The sequence below is a fragment of the Kitasatospora sp. NPDC057965 genome, from assembly GCF_042887135.1.
GTDB lineage: Bacteria > Actinomycetota > Actinomycetes > Streptomycetales > Streptomycetaceae > Kitasatospora.
In genome coordinates this window covers 35,853-50,214 of sequence record NZ_JBHVPZ010000022.1, presented here as the reverse complement: position 1 = coordinate 50,214, position 14,362 = coordinate 35,853, and the positions used below count along the sequence as shown (strand labels likewise).

Below are 14,362 nucleotides of genomic sequence, written 5' to 3'. Positions count from 1 at the left end.
AGCCTGAAGGAGCCGCACGTTGAGCAGTAAGACCGATGTCCAGGTCTCCCCACAGGCAGATGCGGACATGCGGCGGCTCGGGCGGGGCGCCAGAAACGCGGTACTCGACTTCGTCCGTCGAGTCCGGGAGGACCGGACCAATCGCTCTCTGCTGCTGAGGCCGCTGCGGAGGGTCGGCAGCAACGGCACGCTGTACACCGCAGTGGTGGACGAGCAGCTCATGGCCCTCCTGCTTGAGACCGAAGGCACCCACTTCGCTGTTCTCGCTATTCGGTATGGACCTCAGGTGTACGAGGTGCTGAAGGGCATCCAGGTCGAGGTCAACCAGGTTTCGGGTGGGATCGAACTCATTGATCCCACCCAGGTCACGGCCAACGTCGTCATCCTGGCCGAGCACTCCTCGAAGGCATCGGACGAGGCCTCGCAGGTGCCCGAGGATGCGCCTGCGAGGTCCGGGGCAGTGACGTTGTCATCCTTGGCATCGATCGAAGGCCAGGTGCCGCTCCGTCTCCCGGTACCCCTGTTCGCAAAGCACGATGACGAGACGCTGATCAGGCTCGGACTGATCGCCAGTCTACTCCCGTCGGTTCGACGGCTCACCAATGAGGACCAACTCCTCGCCCTGGTCGAGCAGAACATCCCCCAACTGTCTAAGGAGGTCCTGCTCTACCTCTACGACGGCAAGGATCCGGAGCAGGTACGTGAGCAGGTCACCAGACTCTGGGAAGCACCGGAGGCGGTGGACCCCGCGGACTGGGCCCGAGCCGCCCGGCGGCCGGTGTCCCAGGTCAGTACGGAAGATCCTGCTGTTCTGGCGGCGCTGGGCGAGGGTTTTGAGGCATGGCGGCTCTTCCTGCACCCTGAGCAGCAGCGCCTCGCGACCACGGATTTCAAGGGTTCGGCGAAAGTCACCGGCGGTCCCGGCACAGGCAAGACGGTGGTGGCACTGCATCGTGTCCGCCACCTGGTCAGCAAGCTACCGCCCGGACACACCAAGCCCGTGCTGTTGACTACGTTCAACCCGAACCTCGCGGCCGACCTTAAGCAGCGTCTGGACAGCCTTGGCGGGCGCGAGTTGCTCGCTCGAGTGGACATCAAGTCCGTGGATCAGCTGGCGAGGGAGGTTGTGGTTCAGGACCCGCATGCTCGCATCGGCAGGCCGATCGATGACAACGCCGTCCGCGACCACTGGTTCGCTGTCCGGATTGAGGCTGGGGAGGATGAGTTCGACCCCGAGTTCCTGGACGCCGAGTGGAAGCACGTGATCCTTGCCCAGGGCTTGGGCAACCTGCGGGCCTATCTGCGCGCCGACCGAGACGGGCGTGGCGGACAGCTCCAGCGACCCCAACGGATCCGGATCTGGAACCTCGTCGAGGCGCTCACCGAGCGCCTCGTACGAGTCGGACAGGTCACCTGGGCTCAGCTCGCGAGTCAGGCCGCGGACATCGAACACCACCGCATGGCGCGAGTTGAGGAGCAGGCGCACTACAAGGATGAGCACGGAGGCGTGGACCTGATCCACCGTGAGGCCAGTAGTGGGATGTGGCTCAAGCCCCGTTACCGCCACATCGTGGTCGATGAGGCTCAGGACCTGTCTGCCTCGCACTGGCGGATGCTGCGTGCGATGGTCGCGCCGCTGGCGAACGACATCTTCCTGGTGGGGGACGCCCATCAGAGGATCTACGCTCATCGCGTCGTCCTCGGACGGTACGGCATCCTGACCAAGGGGCGCAGTTCGAGGCGCCTGACGCTCAACTACCGGACCAGCCGTCAAATCCTCGGCAGTGCAAGGGGCCTCATCGAGGGCGAGCAGTTCGACGATCTCGACGAGGGAAGAGACAGCCTCGACGGTTACCGCTCGGTGCTCTCGGGTCTGGGCCCCCAGTACTACCGCTCACCGGATTGGGTAAGCGAGCAGCGAACGATCGCCGAGCTGCTCCGGGATCGATTCGAGCAGCACGGCACCCCCTGGGAGGCTATGGCGGTGAGCGTGCCTGACCGGGACTCCGTGACCCAGCTCGCCACTACCCTGAGCCGCTCCGGAATCCCCGCGACCGAGATCGGCCCTGACGGCCCGAAGGGCCGCGAAGGCGTGCGGATCGGGACGATGTTCCGCTTCAAGGGGCTGGAGTTCCAGCGAGTTTTCCTTGCCGGTGTAGCAGCTGGTCTGTTCCCTGACCAGCGGGTCGAGCAGTACCGACATGTGGACCCGAAGCGCTACCAGAGTGAACTCCAGCGCGCCCGGTCGTTGCTCTTCGTCGCCGCCACTCGGGCGCGGGACGAACTAATCATTAGCTGGAACGGCCGCCCGAGCTCCTTCCTGCCTCCGGATGCGGTAGCCCGGGCGATCACCCGCAGCCCGGGAGATCTCGCGGATGGTCCGTCGTCAAGCTCCGCGGCTTGATCAGGCGCTGGCTACTTGAGATCGGCTCGAGCCGGAGCTTTCAGCAGAAGGGGAGGGATCCCTGTTCGGAGGGCGTGAACCGGGGGGCGACTAATTGTGCGCTTCGGTTGCTGGCAGGCCAAGAAGAGGCTGTCTCTGTATGACGTTGGCCGTCCTCCGGCGCCAGATCGACGCAGTACGTCCACGACCCGTGCCCGGCCTCCTCCAACAACCGGACACACCACGCACCCAACTGCCGCCCGCCCTCGTCCTTGCACCCGCACCGTTGGTACGCCCTGCCCCGCTGCGCCCGCTGTCCCATGTGCTTCTCCTTTTTGAACGCGGTGACCCTGGTCCAAGGCTTGCCGTTCGGCCGGGCGTGGCGGCAGAGCGTGCGGGGCGGTGCGCGAGGCGCGTCAGAACCAGCCGGCGAGGACACGCTCAAGACGACACACCGCTCGGGAGATCACCATCCGTATCCGGCGGGTAGTCGACCTTGATCCGCCCGGGGCGCCCAGGCTGGTCAGTGGCAACGCATCATGGGTCACGGCTGCCTGCGAGCGGGCTCTTCTGAAGGGCCGACAGATTGCTGTTACTCGCGGTGACCAAGGCCGGTCCGGGGGCCTGGGGACCATTTGGGGACCAGTTCGGGACCGCGCCTGGTGAGCGCCCGTGAGCGCCCGTGGACGATAACGGGCATCTATGTACGAACTTGCACCCGACTGAGCATCGAGAGGGATCGAGTCCTGCCGACCATGGATCTCCGCCACGAGTCTCAACGTTCCTTGTTCTAAGCATAGTTGGGCAACAAAAGAGCCGAGGCCTCAAGGCGTCGGCTGCCGACAATAGTTGAATCCCTTGACTGGGGGTCAAGGGGTCGCAGGTTCAGATCCTGTCGTCCCGACTGTGAAGTCGGTTGTGGGAGCCGGTGCTTGGGAAGCCGAGCGCCGGTTCTTTTTGCTTCTGTGTCAGTTGGTGGTCGCACGGTGGTCACCGGGCCACATCGGCCAGGACGTCGCTGGCTCTGCTGTTCGGGTGTGCTGGTAGGCAGGCAGTTGCCGGTGAAGGCGCGGGCGCGATGTTCGCGGTCGTCGACAGGGCGCGGTGGCGCAGGGTCTTGGAGACGACGGGCAGGGGGACGCCTGCGGCCAGGGTGAAGCTGGCGGCGAGGTGGCGCAGGTCGTGCAGGGCGATGCGGGGGACGCCGGCCTTGTCGCAGAGCAGGTGGAAGCGGTCGAGGACGCTCTTGGGGTGCAGGGGGCGGCCGTGGCGATGGAAGACGTATCCGTCGGCAGGGGTGATCTCGCCGAAGGACCGTGAACCCGCGCGGTCTTCGAGGGTGTCGACGACGCGGGCCAGGCCCTCGTTGAAGCGCCGCAGCGCGATGTGGGCGCGGGGTTCGTCGGGGAAGCCGGCGCGGCGGACGGTGCGGTGGTGGCCGTCGACGGGCGGGGTGTCGACGGCGAAGGCCCAGGTGCCGTGGTGCGGGTCGGCACGGTGAGGCGGGGGCAGCGGGTGCCGAGCCGGCGGTGGTGGTCGTGGCGGCAGCCGCAGCGCCGGTAGACGCGGCCACGGTCGTCCGAGGGGGTGGGTGAGCAGCGCCTGGTGATCGTCTCGGGAGGATCGTGCGCGAGTCGTTCGTGCTTCCAGTGTGGGCCCGCGGGGCACACCGTGCGATCACGAGACAGTGAAAAGAGCCGCTGACCTGCTGATCTCCCTTGACCGGAGGCCAAGGGAGATCAGCCCCGGGGAAGGGTGCAGATGAGTGGTTCGCGGTGGGCGGCGGTCTCACGGACGGGCCGGGCGAAGCGCTCACGGCTGCGCTTCGGGTGCAGGGCGGCCGTTCGGGTGCCGGCGTCGGGCGGGCTCCGGTCGGTCATTCGTCGTCCGGCGCCCCTGTTGGTGTGCCGCCGGTGAGGCCGGCGATCATCCGGGCGTAGGCGTGTTCGGCGCGTTCGTCGAGCTCGTCGAGGGGGATGCCGGTGTCGCGGGCGTACGCCTCGCGGAAGATGACGTAGCCGACCAGGGCGGATGCCGCCATGACGTGGGCCGCCACCGCGTCGGCGTCGGGCGGCAGTGCGCCTTCGCGCTGGTCGCGCTCCAGGCTGCGGCGGGTCCGGGCGAACCGGGGCAGCGCGTTGACGCCCTCGTCGCCGTCGAGGGCCAGCAGGGCCTCCAGCCGGACGACCTCGGGCTCGGCCAGCCGGTGCCGGAACATCGCGGCCCTGCGCTCGGCGAACGGCAGGTCCCAGAACTGCGGCTCCTTGTCCGCTGCCTGACGGTCGACCAGGTCTGCGACCGAGGCCCGCAGCAGGGCCTGCCGGCTGCCGAAGTACTGGTAGATCTGCCCGTGGTTGACCCCGGCCTCGGTCGCGATCTCCCGCAGGTTCACGCCCGCGAGGACGCCGTCGCGCTGGAGCAGGCGGCGCGCGGCGTTGAGCAGGTCGGCCTCGGTCTCCTGCCGGCTGCGGCGCCGTCGCCGTGGCCGGCCGGTGTCGTTCGCGTCCGGTTTCTCGTCCATGGGCCGGGCTGTCTCCATTCGCCGCGATGTGCTTCCGGGGTCTTGCCCCCGCGCGGGTCCTAGCCTAGGGTCCCGCTAACAACGTTCCGTTAATAACGGAACGTTACGTAAAGCTTAGGGGCATCGCATGGCGACTCTTCCACTCGCGGGCATCCGCGTGCTCGACCTGTCCACCGTTCTCGCGGCGCCGGTCACCGCGACCTTCCTGGGCGACTTCGGGGCCGAGGTGATCAAGGTCGAGGAGCCCGGGCACGGCGACTTCACCCGGGGCGGCGCCGGCGGCGGCCGCACCCCGTACTGGGCCCAGGAAGCCCGCAACAAGAAGTCCGTCACGCTCGACCTGCGCACCGCCCGCGGGCAGGAAATGGCACGCGGGCTGGTCCCGCACTTCGACGTGGTCATCACCAACTACCGGCCCTCGACCCTGGAGAAGTGGGGCCTGGACCCGGACTCCCTGAGCGTCCTCGCGCCGGACGCGATCCTCGTGTACGTCACGGGTTACGGCCTGACCGGCCCGTACCGCGACCGCGGCTCCTTCGACCGGATCGCCAGCGCCTTCGCCGGGTTGACCCACGTCACCGGCGACCCCGACCGCCCGCCGGTGCGCAGCGGGTACTCGACGATCGACTACATGGCCGCCTACCTCGGCGCCTTCTCGGTGGTCACCGCCCTCTACCACCGCGACACGGCGGGCGGCGGCGGCCAGGTCGTCGACCTGGCGCTCTACGAGGCCGGGTTCCGCGCCTCTGAGGACGCCCTGGCGGCGTACGCCACCACCGGCCGGGTCCGTGAGCGGCTCGGCAACCGCAACCCGCTGATCGTCCCCGCCTCCGACTTCACCACCGCGGACGGCCGCCGGCTGTCGCTGCACGCGGGGACCGATCCGCTGTTCCGCCGGCTGACCGCCGTCATGGGCCGCCCGGAGCTGGCCGACGCGCCCGAGTACGCCACCCGCCTCGCGCGCAGCGAGCACGCCGACGGCCTCTACGCGATCATCGCCGAGTGGGTCGCCGGCCACACCGCCGACGACCTCGCGCGGCTGCTCAACGACGCTGGCGTGCCGGCCTCGCCGCTCATGAGCATCGCCGACATCGCGGCCGACCCGCACTACCGGGAGCGCGGCAGTGTGGTCCAGGTCGAGGACGCCGAGTTCGGTGAGCTCCCCATGCCCGCCCCCTTCCCACGCCTGTCGCGGACCCCCGGCAGCATCCGCAGCACCGGGCCGGCGCTCGGTGAGCACAACGCGGAGGTCTACCGGGACCTGCTCGGCCTCGGCCCCTCCGACCTCGCGGCCCTGCGGGCCGGGGGAGTGATCTGATGAGAGCGGTCGAACCGGCGGCCTTCGGCGCCCGCCTCGACCGGCTCCCGCTCAGCGCGTTCCACCGGCGGCTCGTCCTGGCCCTGGCCGGCATGATCCTCTTCGAGTGGGTCGAGACCTACTCCTTCGCGTTCGTCGCCCCCGCGCTTCGCTCTCAGTGGGGCCTGTCCCTGGGGGACATCGCCGCTGTCGCCGGCGTCGCCTCGCTCGGCGCGTTCGCCGGCGGCATCCTCGCGGGCCGGCTCGCCGACCGTGCCGGGCGCCGCCGCACGATGCTCGTCTTCGTCACGGTCTACTGCGCGGCGACCGTGCTGTGCGTGCTGGCGCAGAATCCCTGGCAGCTCGTGGTGGCGCGCTTCGCCGCCCACTTCGGCACCCAGGGCATGGCGGTGGTGGCCATCGTCGTCCTGACCGAGTTCGTCCCGGCGGCCCACCGGGGACGGTTGCAGACCTACAAGGTGGTCATCGGCTCGCTCGGCATTCCCGTCGCCGGATGGTCGGGCTACCTGCTCGTGCCGTACGCGGACTGGGGATGGCGGGCGGTCTTCGCGCTCGGGCTTCTCGGGAGCGTCTTCGCCTGGCTGATCCGCCGGTGGGTGCCCGAGAGCCCGCGCTGGCTGGCCGCCCGGGGCGACCTCGTGCGCGCGGAGACGATCGTCCGCCAGATCGAGCGCCAGTGCGGGGTGGACACGGCGGAACACGGGCCCGCGGCCCAGGCCGCGACGGCGGCCGGGTCCCCGCCCGCCGCGCCCGCGCCCGCGCGCCTGCGGGACCTGCTGGCCGGCACCCGCCGCCATACCTTCCTCACCGTGTCGGCGATGTGGACGGCCGGGCTGCTCGCCTATTCGGCCTTCCAGACCTGGACGCCCACCCTCCTCTCGGAGAACGGTCTCGAACTCGACGACACCCTCCTCCTGTCGGCCGTCCTCGCCACCGCGGCTCCGCTCGGCGCGCTGCTCGCCGCACCGCTCATCGACCGCTGGGACCGGCGCGTCAGCCAGTTCGTCCTCGGCCTGCTGACCGCGTTCGCCCTGGTGCTCTTCGCGCTCGTCCGGTCCCCGGCCGCCGTCCTGGTCCTCGGCTGCGCCGTCAACCTGCTCTTCCAGATGGCCATTCCGTTCCTCCAGGTGTACTCCGCCGAGGTCTTCCCCACCCGGATCCGCGCGCTCGGCTCCGGCACGGCCAACGCGCTGTCCCGGGTGGTCAACCTCGCGGCGCCCGCGCTGATCGCCTTCCTCTACACCGGTGTCGGCTACACGGCCGTCTTCGTCTTCCTGGCCTGCCTCGCCGCCGCGGGAGGCGTCATCGCCGTCACCGTCGGACCCCGGACGACCGGACTCAGCCTCGAAGCCGCCGCCCACGACGAACCCCACACCCCGTCCGCCGGCACCCCGCACTCCGCGCCCCATCCGCACCCAGGAGCACCCCGCCCATGACCGTCACCGACCTCTCCTACGCCTCGGCCACCGAACTCCTCGCCCTCATGCGACGCCGCGCCCTGTCGCCCGTCGAGCTGATGCACCACACCCTCGACCGGATCCGCACCCACGACGGCGCGCTGAACAGCGTCGTCCGACTCGACGCCGAACGCGCGCTCGCCGAGGCCGCCGACGCCACCGAGCGGATCGCCCGCGACGACGCCGCACTCGGGGCGCTCACCGGACTGCCCGTCCTCGTCAAGGACGGTGAGGACGCCGCCGGCCTGCCAACCAGCCACGGCACCCGCGCCTTCCGCGACAACCCGCCCGCCGCACACGACAACCTGCACGTCGCCAGGCTCCGCGCGGCCGGCGCCATCATCGTCGGCAAGACCAACATGCCGCCCATGGGCGCGGGCGTCCACACCGCCAACGAGGCGTTCGGCACCACCCGCAACCCCTGGGACACCACCCTCTCCCCAGGCGGCTCCAGCGGCGGTTCGGCCGCGGCCGTCGCCGCCGGACTCGTCGCCCTCGCCACCGCCGGCGACGGCGGCGGCTCCACCCGCATCCCCGCCGCCCTGTGCGGGGTCGTCGGCCTCAAGCCGAGCCGCGGTCGCATCCCGCAGGGGCCGGCCCGCACCACCCACTGGCCCCGCAACACCGTCCTCGGCTGCGTCACCCGCACCGTGCGGGACACCGCACTCCACCTCGACGTCGCCGCCGGACACCACCCGGCGGACCCGTACTCGCTGCCCGCGCCCGCCGCCCCCTACCTCGACGCCCTCGACCGGCCCGTCCGGCGCCCGCAGGAACTGCGCGTCCGCGTCATGCGCACCTTCGGCGTCGCCGAACCCGCCCAGCCGCAGCTCGCCGCCCTCGAACGGACCGTCGACACCCTGTGGGCCCTGGGCTTCCGCGTCGTGGACGAGGACGCCCCGCTGCCCGGTGCCGACGACTTCCCGTTGTTCGCCCAGCTCCGGCAGAAGGTCCTCGCCCGCGCCCGGCTCACCAGCGTCCTGGACACCTACACCACCCGCCCGCAGGACTTCGAGCCGTGGTTCGCCGCCGCCCTCGACCAGGGCCGCGCGGTCACGATCGAGGAACTCGCCCGGTACTGGGAGCACCGAACCCGCCTCGACCGATGGGCGGCCGCCCTGTTCACCGACCACGACCTCCTGCTCACCCCCACCGTCCCGACCACCGCCTGGCCGGCCGAAGGCCCCGACATCGAAAAGGCCCTGCGCGAGCGGACCATCCCGATCGCCTACACGTCCGTCTTCAACGACACCGGACACCCGGCGATCAGCGTGCCTTCCGGGCCCGCCCCCGGCGCCGCGGGGCCGCCCTGCGCCGTCCAGCTCGTCGCACCCCACCACCGCGAGGACCTGCTGCTCGCCGCAGCGGCCCTGCTGGAAGAGGCCAACGGGGTCCGCCACCCCTGAGCGCCACCGGAAGGACCACCTTGTCGGGCCGGCTCGATCCCGCTCGCGGAGACCGGCCACCAGGGCCTCCCGCTCACCGGCCCGCCCTGGCGGCGGGCCCTGCAGCTCGGCACCCTGCTCAACGCCGCAGCCTGACCGAACTGATCGTCCTCAACCGGCCCGAGACGGTGACGGGCAACTCGGCGGTGACCGGGCCCTCGGTGATGACGGCCACCGCCAACTCGACCAGCGCCGAGGGCACCCCGACGGCGGCGCCGGCTACGACGACGGGCGTGGCCCCGGTCAGTCCCGGGAGGAACGAGGCTTGTGGCCAGCGGGTTTGGAGAGCAGACCGGGGCCCTGCGCATGGGGGACGGCGAGAGGAAGCGGGGATGCGCCAAGCAGCGCTCCGGCAGGCGGGGACGGGTGTTCATTCCGTCCAGCGCCTTCGGTTGCTACTCGTCGTGCCGTTCTTCCTCGCCGCCGTGCCGGCGCAGGCCGCCGGCGGCTCGCTGAACGTGTCGGTGGAGGCGGTCCCGGGGACCGTGAAGTCCGGTGAGGGCGCGTCATTCCGGGTGCAGTGGACGTGCAGCGGCAGCGGAACGTGTGACGACGCGAAGATCTCGGTTCCGGTACCGACGGCGCTGGCGTCGTCGAACGCGTTCCCCACGCCCACCCCGTCACCGCCGGTGACGGGCTCACCGTGACCGGACCGGCCGACGGCACCCTGCTCATCAAGGGGACCGTCGCACCCGGTCAGACCGCGACCGTGACGTATCAGGTCAAGGTCAAGGCCCACGGTGGCCAGGGCGACCACCGCCTCGGGAACTTCCTCGCCCCGGCCGGCCGGGAGCCGCCGACCGCGTGCGTCCCGCAGAACCCCCTGTGCACCGAGAACCCGACCCGCCCGTCGGCCACGCCGGGGTCCGAGGGGCCGGGTGGGATCCTGCCCAGGACCGGTGCCCAGATCTCGGCCGCCGCACTCGCCGCAGCCCTGCTGCTCGGGTTCGGCGGCTGGATGGTCGTGCGCAGCCGACGCCGCCACCCCGGCGAGGGCGCCGACGAGTCCTGACACGCGGCCCCGGGCCCCAACCCTTGTCGGGTTGGGGCCCGGGGCCGGGGTTCCCGCGTGCCGTCCCACGCGCCGCGTGGCTACCGGCGCTTCGCGGTGGGGGCGCGGCGCGCGGGGTGTTCGAGCTCCTTTCGGCGGTGGAGGCCGAGGGGGTTCGTGGCGGTGCCGCTCGGAGGGGGATCCGAGCGGCACCGGTGGCGAGGGGGTGTCGAGGCCCTGGCTCAGAGGACCTCGTAGTTGGCCATCATGGCCATGTCCTCGTGTTCGAGGTTGTGGCAGTGGAGCATGTAGCGGCCTCGGTAGCCGTCGAAGCGGACGAGGACCTCGACGACCTCGTAGGGGCGGACGTCGACGGTGTCCTTCCAGCCGGCGTCCGTGGGGGCCGGGGGCCTGCCGCCGCGGGAGAGGACCAGGAAGTGGGCGAGGTGGAGGTGGACCGGGTGGTGGAAGTCGCTGCTGAAGCGCCATCGCTCGACGGTTCCCAGGCGGGGGTTCGCCAGGGACTCCGAGCTGTTGAAGGGCTTGCCGTTGATCGTCCACATCGCGTGTCCGTCGTCCCCGCCGCTGCGGCGGAAGTCGAACCGGCGGGTCTTCGTGGCGGTCCTGGGGTCGGGCGAGGCGGGGGTTCCGGAGAGCTGGGTGGGGATCCGGCTGGTGTCGTTCTCCTTGCGGGTGACGCGGAAGCGCATCACCTGGCGCATCCTCCCGTCGGCCAGGGTGTTGACCAGGGTGACGTGGCTGCCGACGGGGCAGGCGGCGAAGTCGACGACGACGTCGAAGCGTTCGGCGGGTGCGACGGGTATCGCGCTGAGGGTCCGCGGCGCCGGCAGGAGGCCCGCATCGCTGCCGACCTGGACGAACGGCAGGTCGTCCCCGTGTTCCCGCTCCAGTGCCAGGCGGTAGCGGCGGGCGTTGGAGGCGTTGAGCAGCCGGAGCCGGTAGCGGGTGGCCGAGACCTCCAGGACGGGCCAGGGGGCGCCGTTGACGAGCTGGACGTCGCCGAGTACTCCGTCCATGTACGCCTCGTCCACGCCGGGTGTTCCGACGCAGCCCGGTGAGACGGCGGGGTAGCGGAACGAGCCGTCCTCCTCGAAGGCCCGGTCGCACAGGAGGAGGGGAAGGTCCTTCTCGCCCTTGGGCAGGGGGAGGGCGTCCTCCTCGTCGTCGTGGACGAGGAACATGCCGGCCAGTCCGCGCCATACCTGCGGTGCGCTGAAGTCCATGCGGTGATCGTGGTACCAGAGCGTCGCCGCGCGTTGGTTCAGCGGGTATTCGTAGGACTTGTAACCCTCCATGACGTTCCAGTCGGAGGCCGCCACGTTCATGCCGTGGTCCGCCTGGTGCGACTTGTAGCTTCCGTTGCGCAACTCGGCGCCGCACTGCGCGGGGAGGAGCAGGTCGGTGGGGTAGCCGTCCGAGTCCGGTGGTGTGACACCCCCGTGGAGGTGCATGGAGGTGGGGACGGACAGCTTGTTGGCCAGTTGGACGACCATCGGCCGCCCCGACCGGCCGACGAACGTCGGACCGGGGAAGATGCCGTCGTACCCCCACACGGTCGTCTTCGTGCCGGGCACGATCTCGACGGCGGCCTCGCGTTGGGTGAGGTCGTAGTAGTCCGTGCCGTTGACGGTGCGGACCGGGGTCGCGACGGGCGGCAGGGCCAGCGGCACGGTGAAGGCCTCGGGCGGTCGCAGTGCGCTGGTCAGCACCTTGCCGGTCTTCTCGCCCGTCACCGCGGCGTACGTGGCCGCGCCGAGGGGGACGGCCAGGCCCGCGCCGGCGCCGGCCGCGAGGGTGAGGAACCGTCGGCGGGAGGTCACCGGCCGTCCTCCCACGCGGGCTTCCGGGGCCCGGGCCGGCCCGGGCGGAAGGTGAAGGCCCAGTACGTCAGCGCCGCGCCGAGCCCGAAGATGGCCATGCCCAGGGGGAGGTGGCCTCCGAGCATCCGGGCTGCGCCCAGCCCCTGCTGGGCGCTGAGCAGGCCGAGCAGGCCCACCGCGCCGAGCAGGGGCCACAGCGGTCCGCGCAGCGCCCGCCACACGGCGGCGGCGGCGAGGGCCTCGACGACGACCAGCGCGCTCAGGAGCTGCGCGTTGGCCGCGTGCCAGGCGAGGAACTCGACGTCGCCGGTGACGAAGAGACCAGCCAGGGCCGCCTGGAAGAGCGTGTCGAGGAGAAACAGGACGGAGACGGCTCTGAACAGGGTGACTGCCCGGATCCACGGTGACCGGGGTGCGTCGGTCACCAGGAGGGCCTGTCGGGCGAGAGACTCGGCTCGGGCCGGAACGGATGCCGGCGCGGCATCGCGTGTGTGGGCCATCTGCGTTTCTCCGATCTTCGTGGTCCGGCCCCGTCCTGTCACGGGGACGCTAGTGCTGTGGTGCGGGCGCGGCTGCTCGGGCCGGGTCCGCACGGAGTTGGCGGGAGGCGAGGAGCGTGAGGGCTCCGGCCGCCGCCAGGACCCCGAAGGCCAGCCGGTAGGACGCGCTTTGGGCCTCCGCGCCTCCGAGGTGTTCGGCGGCGTTCAGCTGGATGGTCGCGATCAGGTTCACGCCGACGGCGGCACCGACGTTGCGGCACAGCGTCACGGCGCCGGTGTAGGAGCCCAGCTGTTCGGCGGGGGCCGTGTTCTGGACCTGGACCAGGCAGGTGGCGGTGGTGAAGCCGGTGCCGAGCCCGACGCAGAGCTGGGTGACGACCGCGAGCGGCAGCGACGGGTGCGTCGTTGTGATGAACAGCAAGGGGCCCAGAGCCAGCAGCACGGCTCCGGAGGTGGCGACCGTCCGGGCGCCGAACCTGCTGATCAGGCCTCCGCAGACGGCGGCGCCGCCGACCCAGCCGAGCGCGCCGACCATGACCACGAGACCGCTCGCGGTCTCCCCGGTCGCGCCGCTCCGGGTGAGTGCCAGCGGGAGCTGGGTGACCGAGGCGTAGAGCACGACGGAGGCGCCGATCGACACGACCGCCGCGGCCCGGATCTCCCGCCGGCGCACGAACGCCACCGGGACCAGGGAGGCCGCCGGGTTGCGCCGTACCTGGGCGATCTGGAGCGCGGCAGCACCGATCAGGACCACACCGGCCAGGACCAGGGCGGGCAGGGCCGGGGAGACCAGGAGCGTCAGCAGTGCGGTCAGGCCTGCGGAGAAGGTCACCAGGATCGGGACGTTCAGCCGCGCCCGGGCCCGCGTGCCACGGCTCGCGCCCGGTGCCAGGCGTGCGACGACCAGGGCGGTGCCGAGCGCGATCGGCAGGTTGAGGGCGAAGACCCAGCGCCAGCCGACCGTGGCCTGCGCCGCCGACCCGAGGGCCGGCCCGACGACGGCGGCCAGCCCCCACACGCCGGACAGCAGCCCCTGCATCCGGGCGCGCCCGGCGGCGTCGAAGAGCTGGCCGACCAGGACGTAGGACAGGGTGACGACGGCTCCGGCCCCGAGCCCCTGCAGGGCCCGGGCGGCGATCAGCAACGGCATGTCCGGGGCGGCGGCCACGCCGGCCGAGCCGGCGGCGAAGAGCAGCAGGGCGACGCTCATGGTCGCCTTCGACCCGAACCGGTCGGCGGCGGCGCCGGCCACCGCGGTGGCCAGCACGCTGCACAGCAGGAAGCCGGACACCAGCCACGGGTAGAGCTCTTCGTGGCCGAGCGTGCGGGCCATGGTCGGCAGCAGCGAGCCGACGACGGTCGAGTCCGCGGCGGCGAGGAAGAGCGCCAGGAGCGCGCCGGCGATCAGGGCGCGGCGCCCCGCCGGGGCGCCGCCTCCCGTCTTCGCCGTCTCCGGCGCCTCGTCGAGGAGGGTCACCGGGCCCCGCCGTCGGACTTGAGGCTGCGCTCGAACTCCTGGAACCCGTCCTCGATGCCGATGTGGATGTCGTTGAGCACGAGGTAGCCCTGGGCGACGAGCGGGGAGTCCCGCAGTTCCTCGACCAGGAAGTAGTACGCCTTGAGGTCCTCGGTCTCCAGGAGCGCGAAGTCGGTGAAGGTGGTGTGGAACGCCTCGGCGTCGAAGAAGCGGGCCTTCACCCGGTCCGCGTACTTGCCGAAGACGGGGTGGATGTGGGCGGCCTCCAGGGCTCCGCGCTCCTCGCGGGGCAGGTTCAGCCAGGCCGGCGTGAACGAGTACTTCAGGATGACGGCGTACTTCATCAGGGGATCCTTCGCTTGTGGGGCTTCAGCGGACTTCAGCGGACTTCAGGGGACTGCAGAGGACTGCAGCGGGCTTCAGGGGTCT

At 71.3% G+C, this 14,362-nt stretch carries 13 protein-coding genes; 6 read left to right on the top strand and 7 right to left on the bottom strand.

Translation table 11 applies throughout. The features are described from left to right. Nucleotides 1-19 precede the first annotated feature (19 nt). Nucleotides 20-2,404 carry a UvrD-helicase domain-containing protein gene (locus ACFVVU_RS26600; protein WP_387792633.1) on the top strand — a complete coding sequence of 795 codons (2,385 nt, stop codon included), beginning with the start codon at nucleotides 20-22 and terminating at the stop codon, nucleotides 2,402-2,404. A gap of 969 nt (nucleotides 2,405-3,373) precedes the next feature. Here ACFVVU_RS26600 and ACFVVU_RS26595 read toward each other — a convergent pair. The 3 genes from ACFVVU_RS26595 to ACFVVU_RS26585 all read right to left on the bottom strand — a co-directional run bounded on the left by ACFVVU_RS26595 (nucleotide 3,374) and on the right by ACFVVU_RS26585 (nucleotide 4,904). Next, nucleotides 3,374-4,051: a tyrosine-type recombinase/integrase gene (locus tag ACFVVU_RS26595; RefSeq protein WP_387792631.1), complete on the bottom strand. Its 678-nt coding sequence runs from the start codon at nucleotides 4,049-4,051 to the stop codon at nucleotides 3,374-3,376. A gap of 71 nt (nucleotides 4,052-4,122) precedes the next feature. Then, the gene (locus ACFVVU_RS26590) at nucleotides 4,123-4,263 is read right to left on the bottom strand and encodes a hypothetical protein (protein ID WP_387792629.1); all 141 of its coding nucleotides are present in this window, start codon (nucleotides 4,261-4,263) and stop codon (nucleotides 4,123-4,125) included. Then, complete coding sequence (locus ACFVVU_RS26585) at nucleotides 4,260-4,904, bottom strand: TetR/AcrR family transcriptional regulator (protein WP_387792627.1); 645 nt, start codon at nucleotides 4,902-4,904, stop codon at nucleotides 4,260-4,262. The genes ACFVVU_RS26590 and ACFVVU_RS26585 overlap by 4 nt, the downstream gene beginning before the upstream one ends. Nucleotides 4,905-5,031: 127 nt before the next feature. Here ACFVVU_RS26585 and ACFVVU_RS26580 point away from each other — a divergent pair, with 127 nt between their 5' ends. The 5 genes from ACFVVU_RS26580 (at nucleotide 5,032) to ACFVVU_RS26560 (ending at nucleotide 10,136) form a co-directional block, all read left to right on the top strand. Then, nucleotides 5,032-6,222 carry a CaiB/BaiF CoA transferase family protein gene (locus ACFVVU_RS26580; RefSeq protein WP_387792625.1) on the top strand — a complete coding sequence of 397 codons (1,191 nt, stop codon included), beginning with the start codon at nucleotides 5,032-5,034 and terminating at the stop codon, nucleotides 6,220-6,222. Next, nucleotides 6,222-7,658 carry an MFS transporter gene (locus tag ACFVVU_RS26575; RefSeq protein WP_380687570.1) on the top strand — a complete coding sequence of 479 codons (1,437 nt, stop codon included), beginning with the start codon at nucleotides 6,222-6,224 and terminating at the stop codon, nucleotides 7,656-7,658. Before ACFVVU_RS26580 ends, ACFVVU_RS26575 begins: the two co-directional genes overlap by 1 nt. Then, nucleotides 7,655-9,085, top strand: a complete 1,431-nt coding sequence (locus ACFVVU_RS26570; protein WP_387792623.1) for an amidase — start codon at nucleotides 7,655-7,657, stop codon at nucleotides 9,083-9,085. Before ACFVVU_RS26575 ends, ACFVVU_RS26570 begins: the two co-directional genes overlap by 4 nt. Before the next feature lie 371 nt (nucleotides 9,086-9,456). Further along, nucleotides 9,457-9,771, top strand: coding sequence for a hypothetical protein (locus ACFVVU_RS26565; protein WP_387792622.1), 315 nt, complete (start codon nucleotides 9,457-9,459; stop codon nucleotides 9,769-9,771). Continuing rightward, the gene (locus ACFVVU_RS26560) at nucleotides 9,768-10,136 is read left to right on the top strand and encodes an LPXTG cell wall anchor domain-containing protein (RefSeq protein WP_387792620.1); all 369 of its coding nucleotides are present in this window, start codon (nucleotides 9,768-9,770) and stop codon (nucleotides 10,134-10,136) included. The genes ACFVVU_RS26565 and ACFVVU_RS26560 overlap by 4 nt, the downstream gene beginning before the upstream one ends. Nucleotides 10,137-10,357: 221 nt before the next feature. On the opposite strand, the gene ACFVVU_RS26555 is transcribed toward ACFVVU_RS26560, so the two are convergent. From ACFVVU_RS26555 to ACFVVU_RS26540, 4 genes are all read right to left on the bottom strand, one after another. Continuing rightward, nucleotides 10,358-11,956 (bottom strand): multicopper oxidase family protein, encoded by a 1,599-nt coding sequence (locus ACFVVU_RS26555; RefSeq protein ID WP_387792619.1) that lies wholly within the window; start codon nucleotides 11,954-11,956, stop codon nucleotides 10,358-10,360. Then, a complete protein-coding gene (locus ACFVVU_RS26550; RefSeq protein WP_387792617.1) occupies nucleotides 11,953-12,381 on the bottom strand; it encodes a hypothetical protein in 429 nt (142 codons plus the stop codon). Before ACFVVU_RS26550 ends, ACFVVU_RS26555 begins: the two co-directional genes overlap by 4 nt. Before the next feature lie 124 nt (nucleotides 12,382-12,505). Continuing rightward, nucleotides 12,506-13,933: an MFS transporter gene (locus tag ACFVVU_RS26545; protein ID WP_387792616.1), complete on the bottom strand. Its 1,428-nt coding sequence runs from the start codon at nucleotides 13,931-13,933 to the stop codon at nucleotides 12,506-12,508. Next, nucleotides 13,930-14,277: a darcynin family protein gene (locus tag ACFVVU_RS26540; RefSeq protein WP_380684667.1), complete on the bottom strand. Its 348-nt coding sequence runs from the start codon at nucleotides 14,275-14,277 to the stop codon at nucleotides 13,930-13,932. Before ACFVVU_RS26540 ends, ACFVVU_RS26545 begins: the two co-directional genes overlap by 4 nt. Between the last annotated feature and the right edge of the window lie 85 nt (nucleotides 14,278-14,362).

Bases quoted from the DNA above. Each gene is read 5' to 3' on its own strand.
- ACFVVU_RS26585 (WP_387792627.1), bottom strand. From the start codon at position 4,904: ATGGACGAGAAACCGGACGCGAACGACACCGGCCGGCCACGGCGACGG.
- ACFVVU_RS26565 (WP_387792622.1), top strand. From the start codon at position 9,457: ATGCGCCAAGCAGCGCTCCGGCAGGCGGGGACGGGTGTTCATTCCGTC.
- ACFVVU_RS26580 (WP_387792625.1), top strand. From the start codon at position 5,032: ATGGCGACTCTTCCACTCGCGGGCATCCGCGTGCTCGACCTGTCCACC.
- ACFVVU_RS26570 (WP_387792623.1), top strand. From the start codon at position 7,655: ATGACCGTCACCGACCTCTCCTACGCCTCGGCCACCGAACTCCTCGCC.
- ACFVVU_RS26540 (WP_380684667.1), bottom strand. From the start codon at position 14,277: ATGAAGTACGCCGTCATCCTGAAGTACTCGTTCACGCCGGCCTGGCTG.
- ACFVVU_RS26590 (WP_387792629.1), bottom strand. From the start codon at position 4,263: ATGACCGACCGGAGCCCGCCCGACGCCGGCACCCGAACGGCCGCCCTG.
- ACFVVU_RS26575 (WP_380687570.1), top strand. From the start codon at position 6,222: ATGAGAGCGGTCGAACCGGCGGCCTTCGGCGCCCGCCTCGACCGGCTC.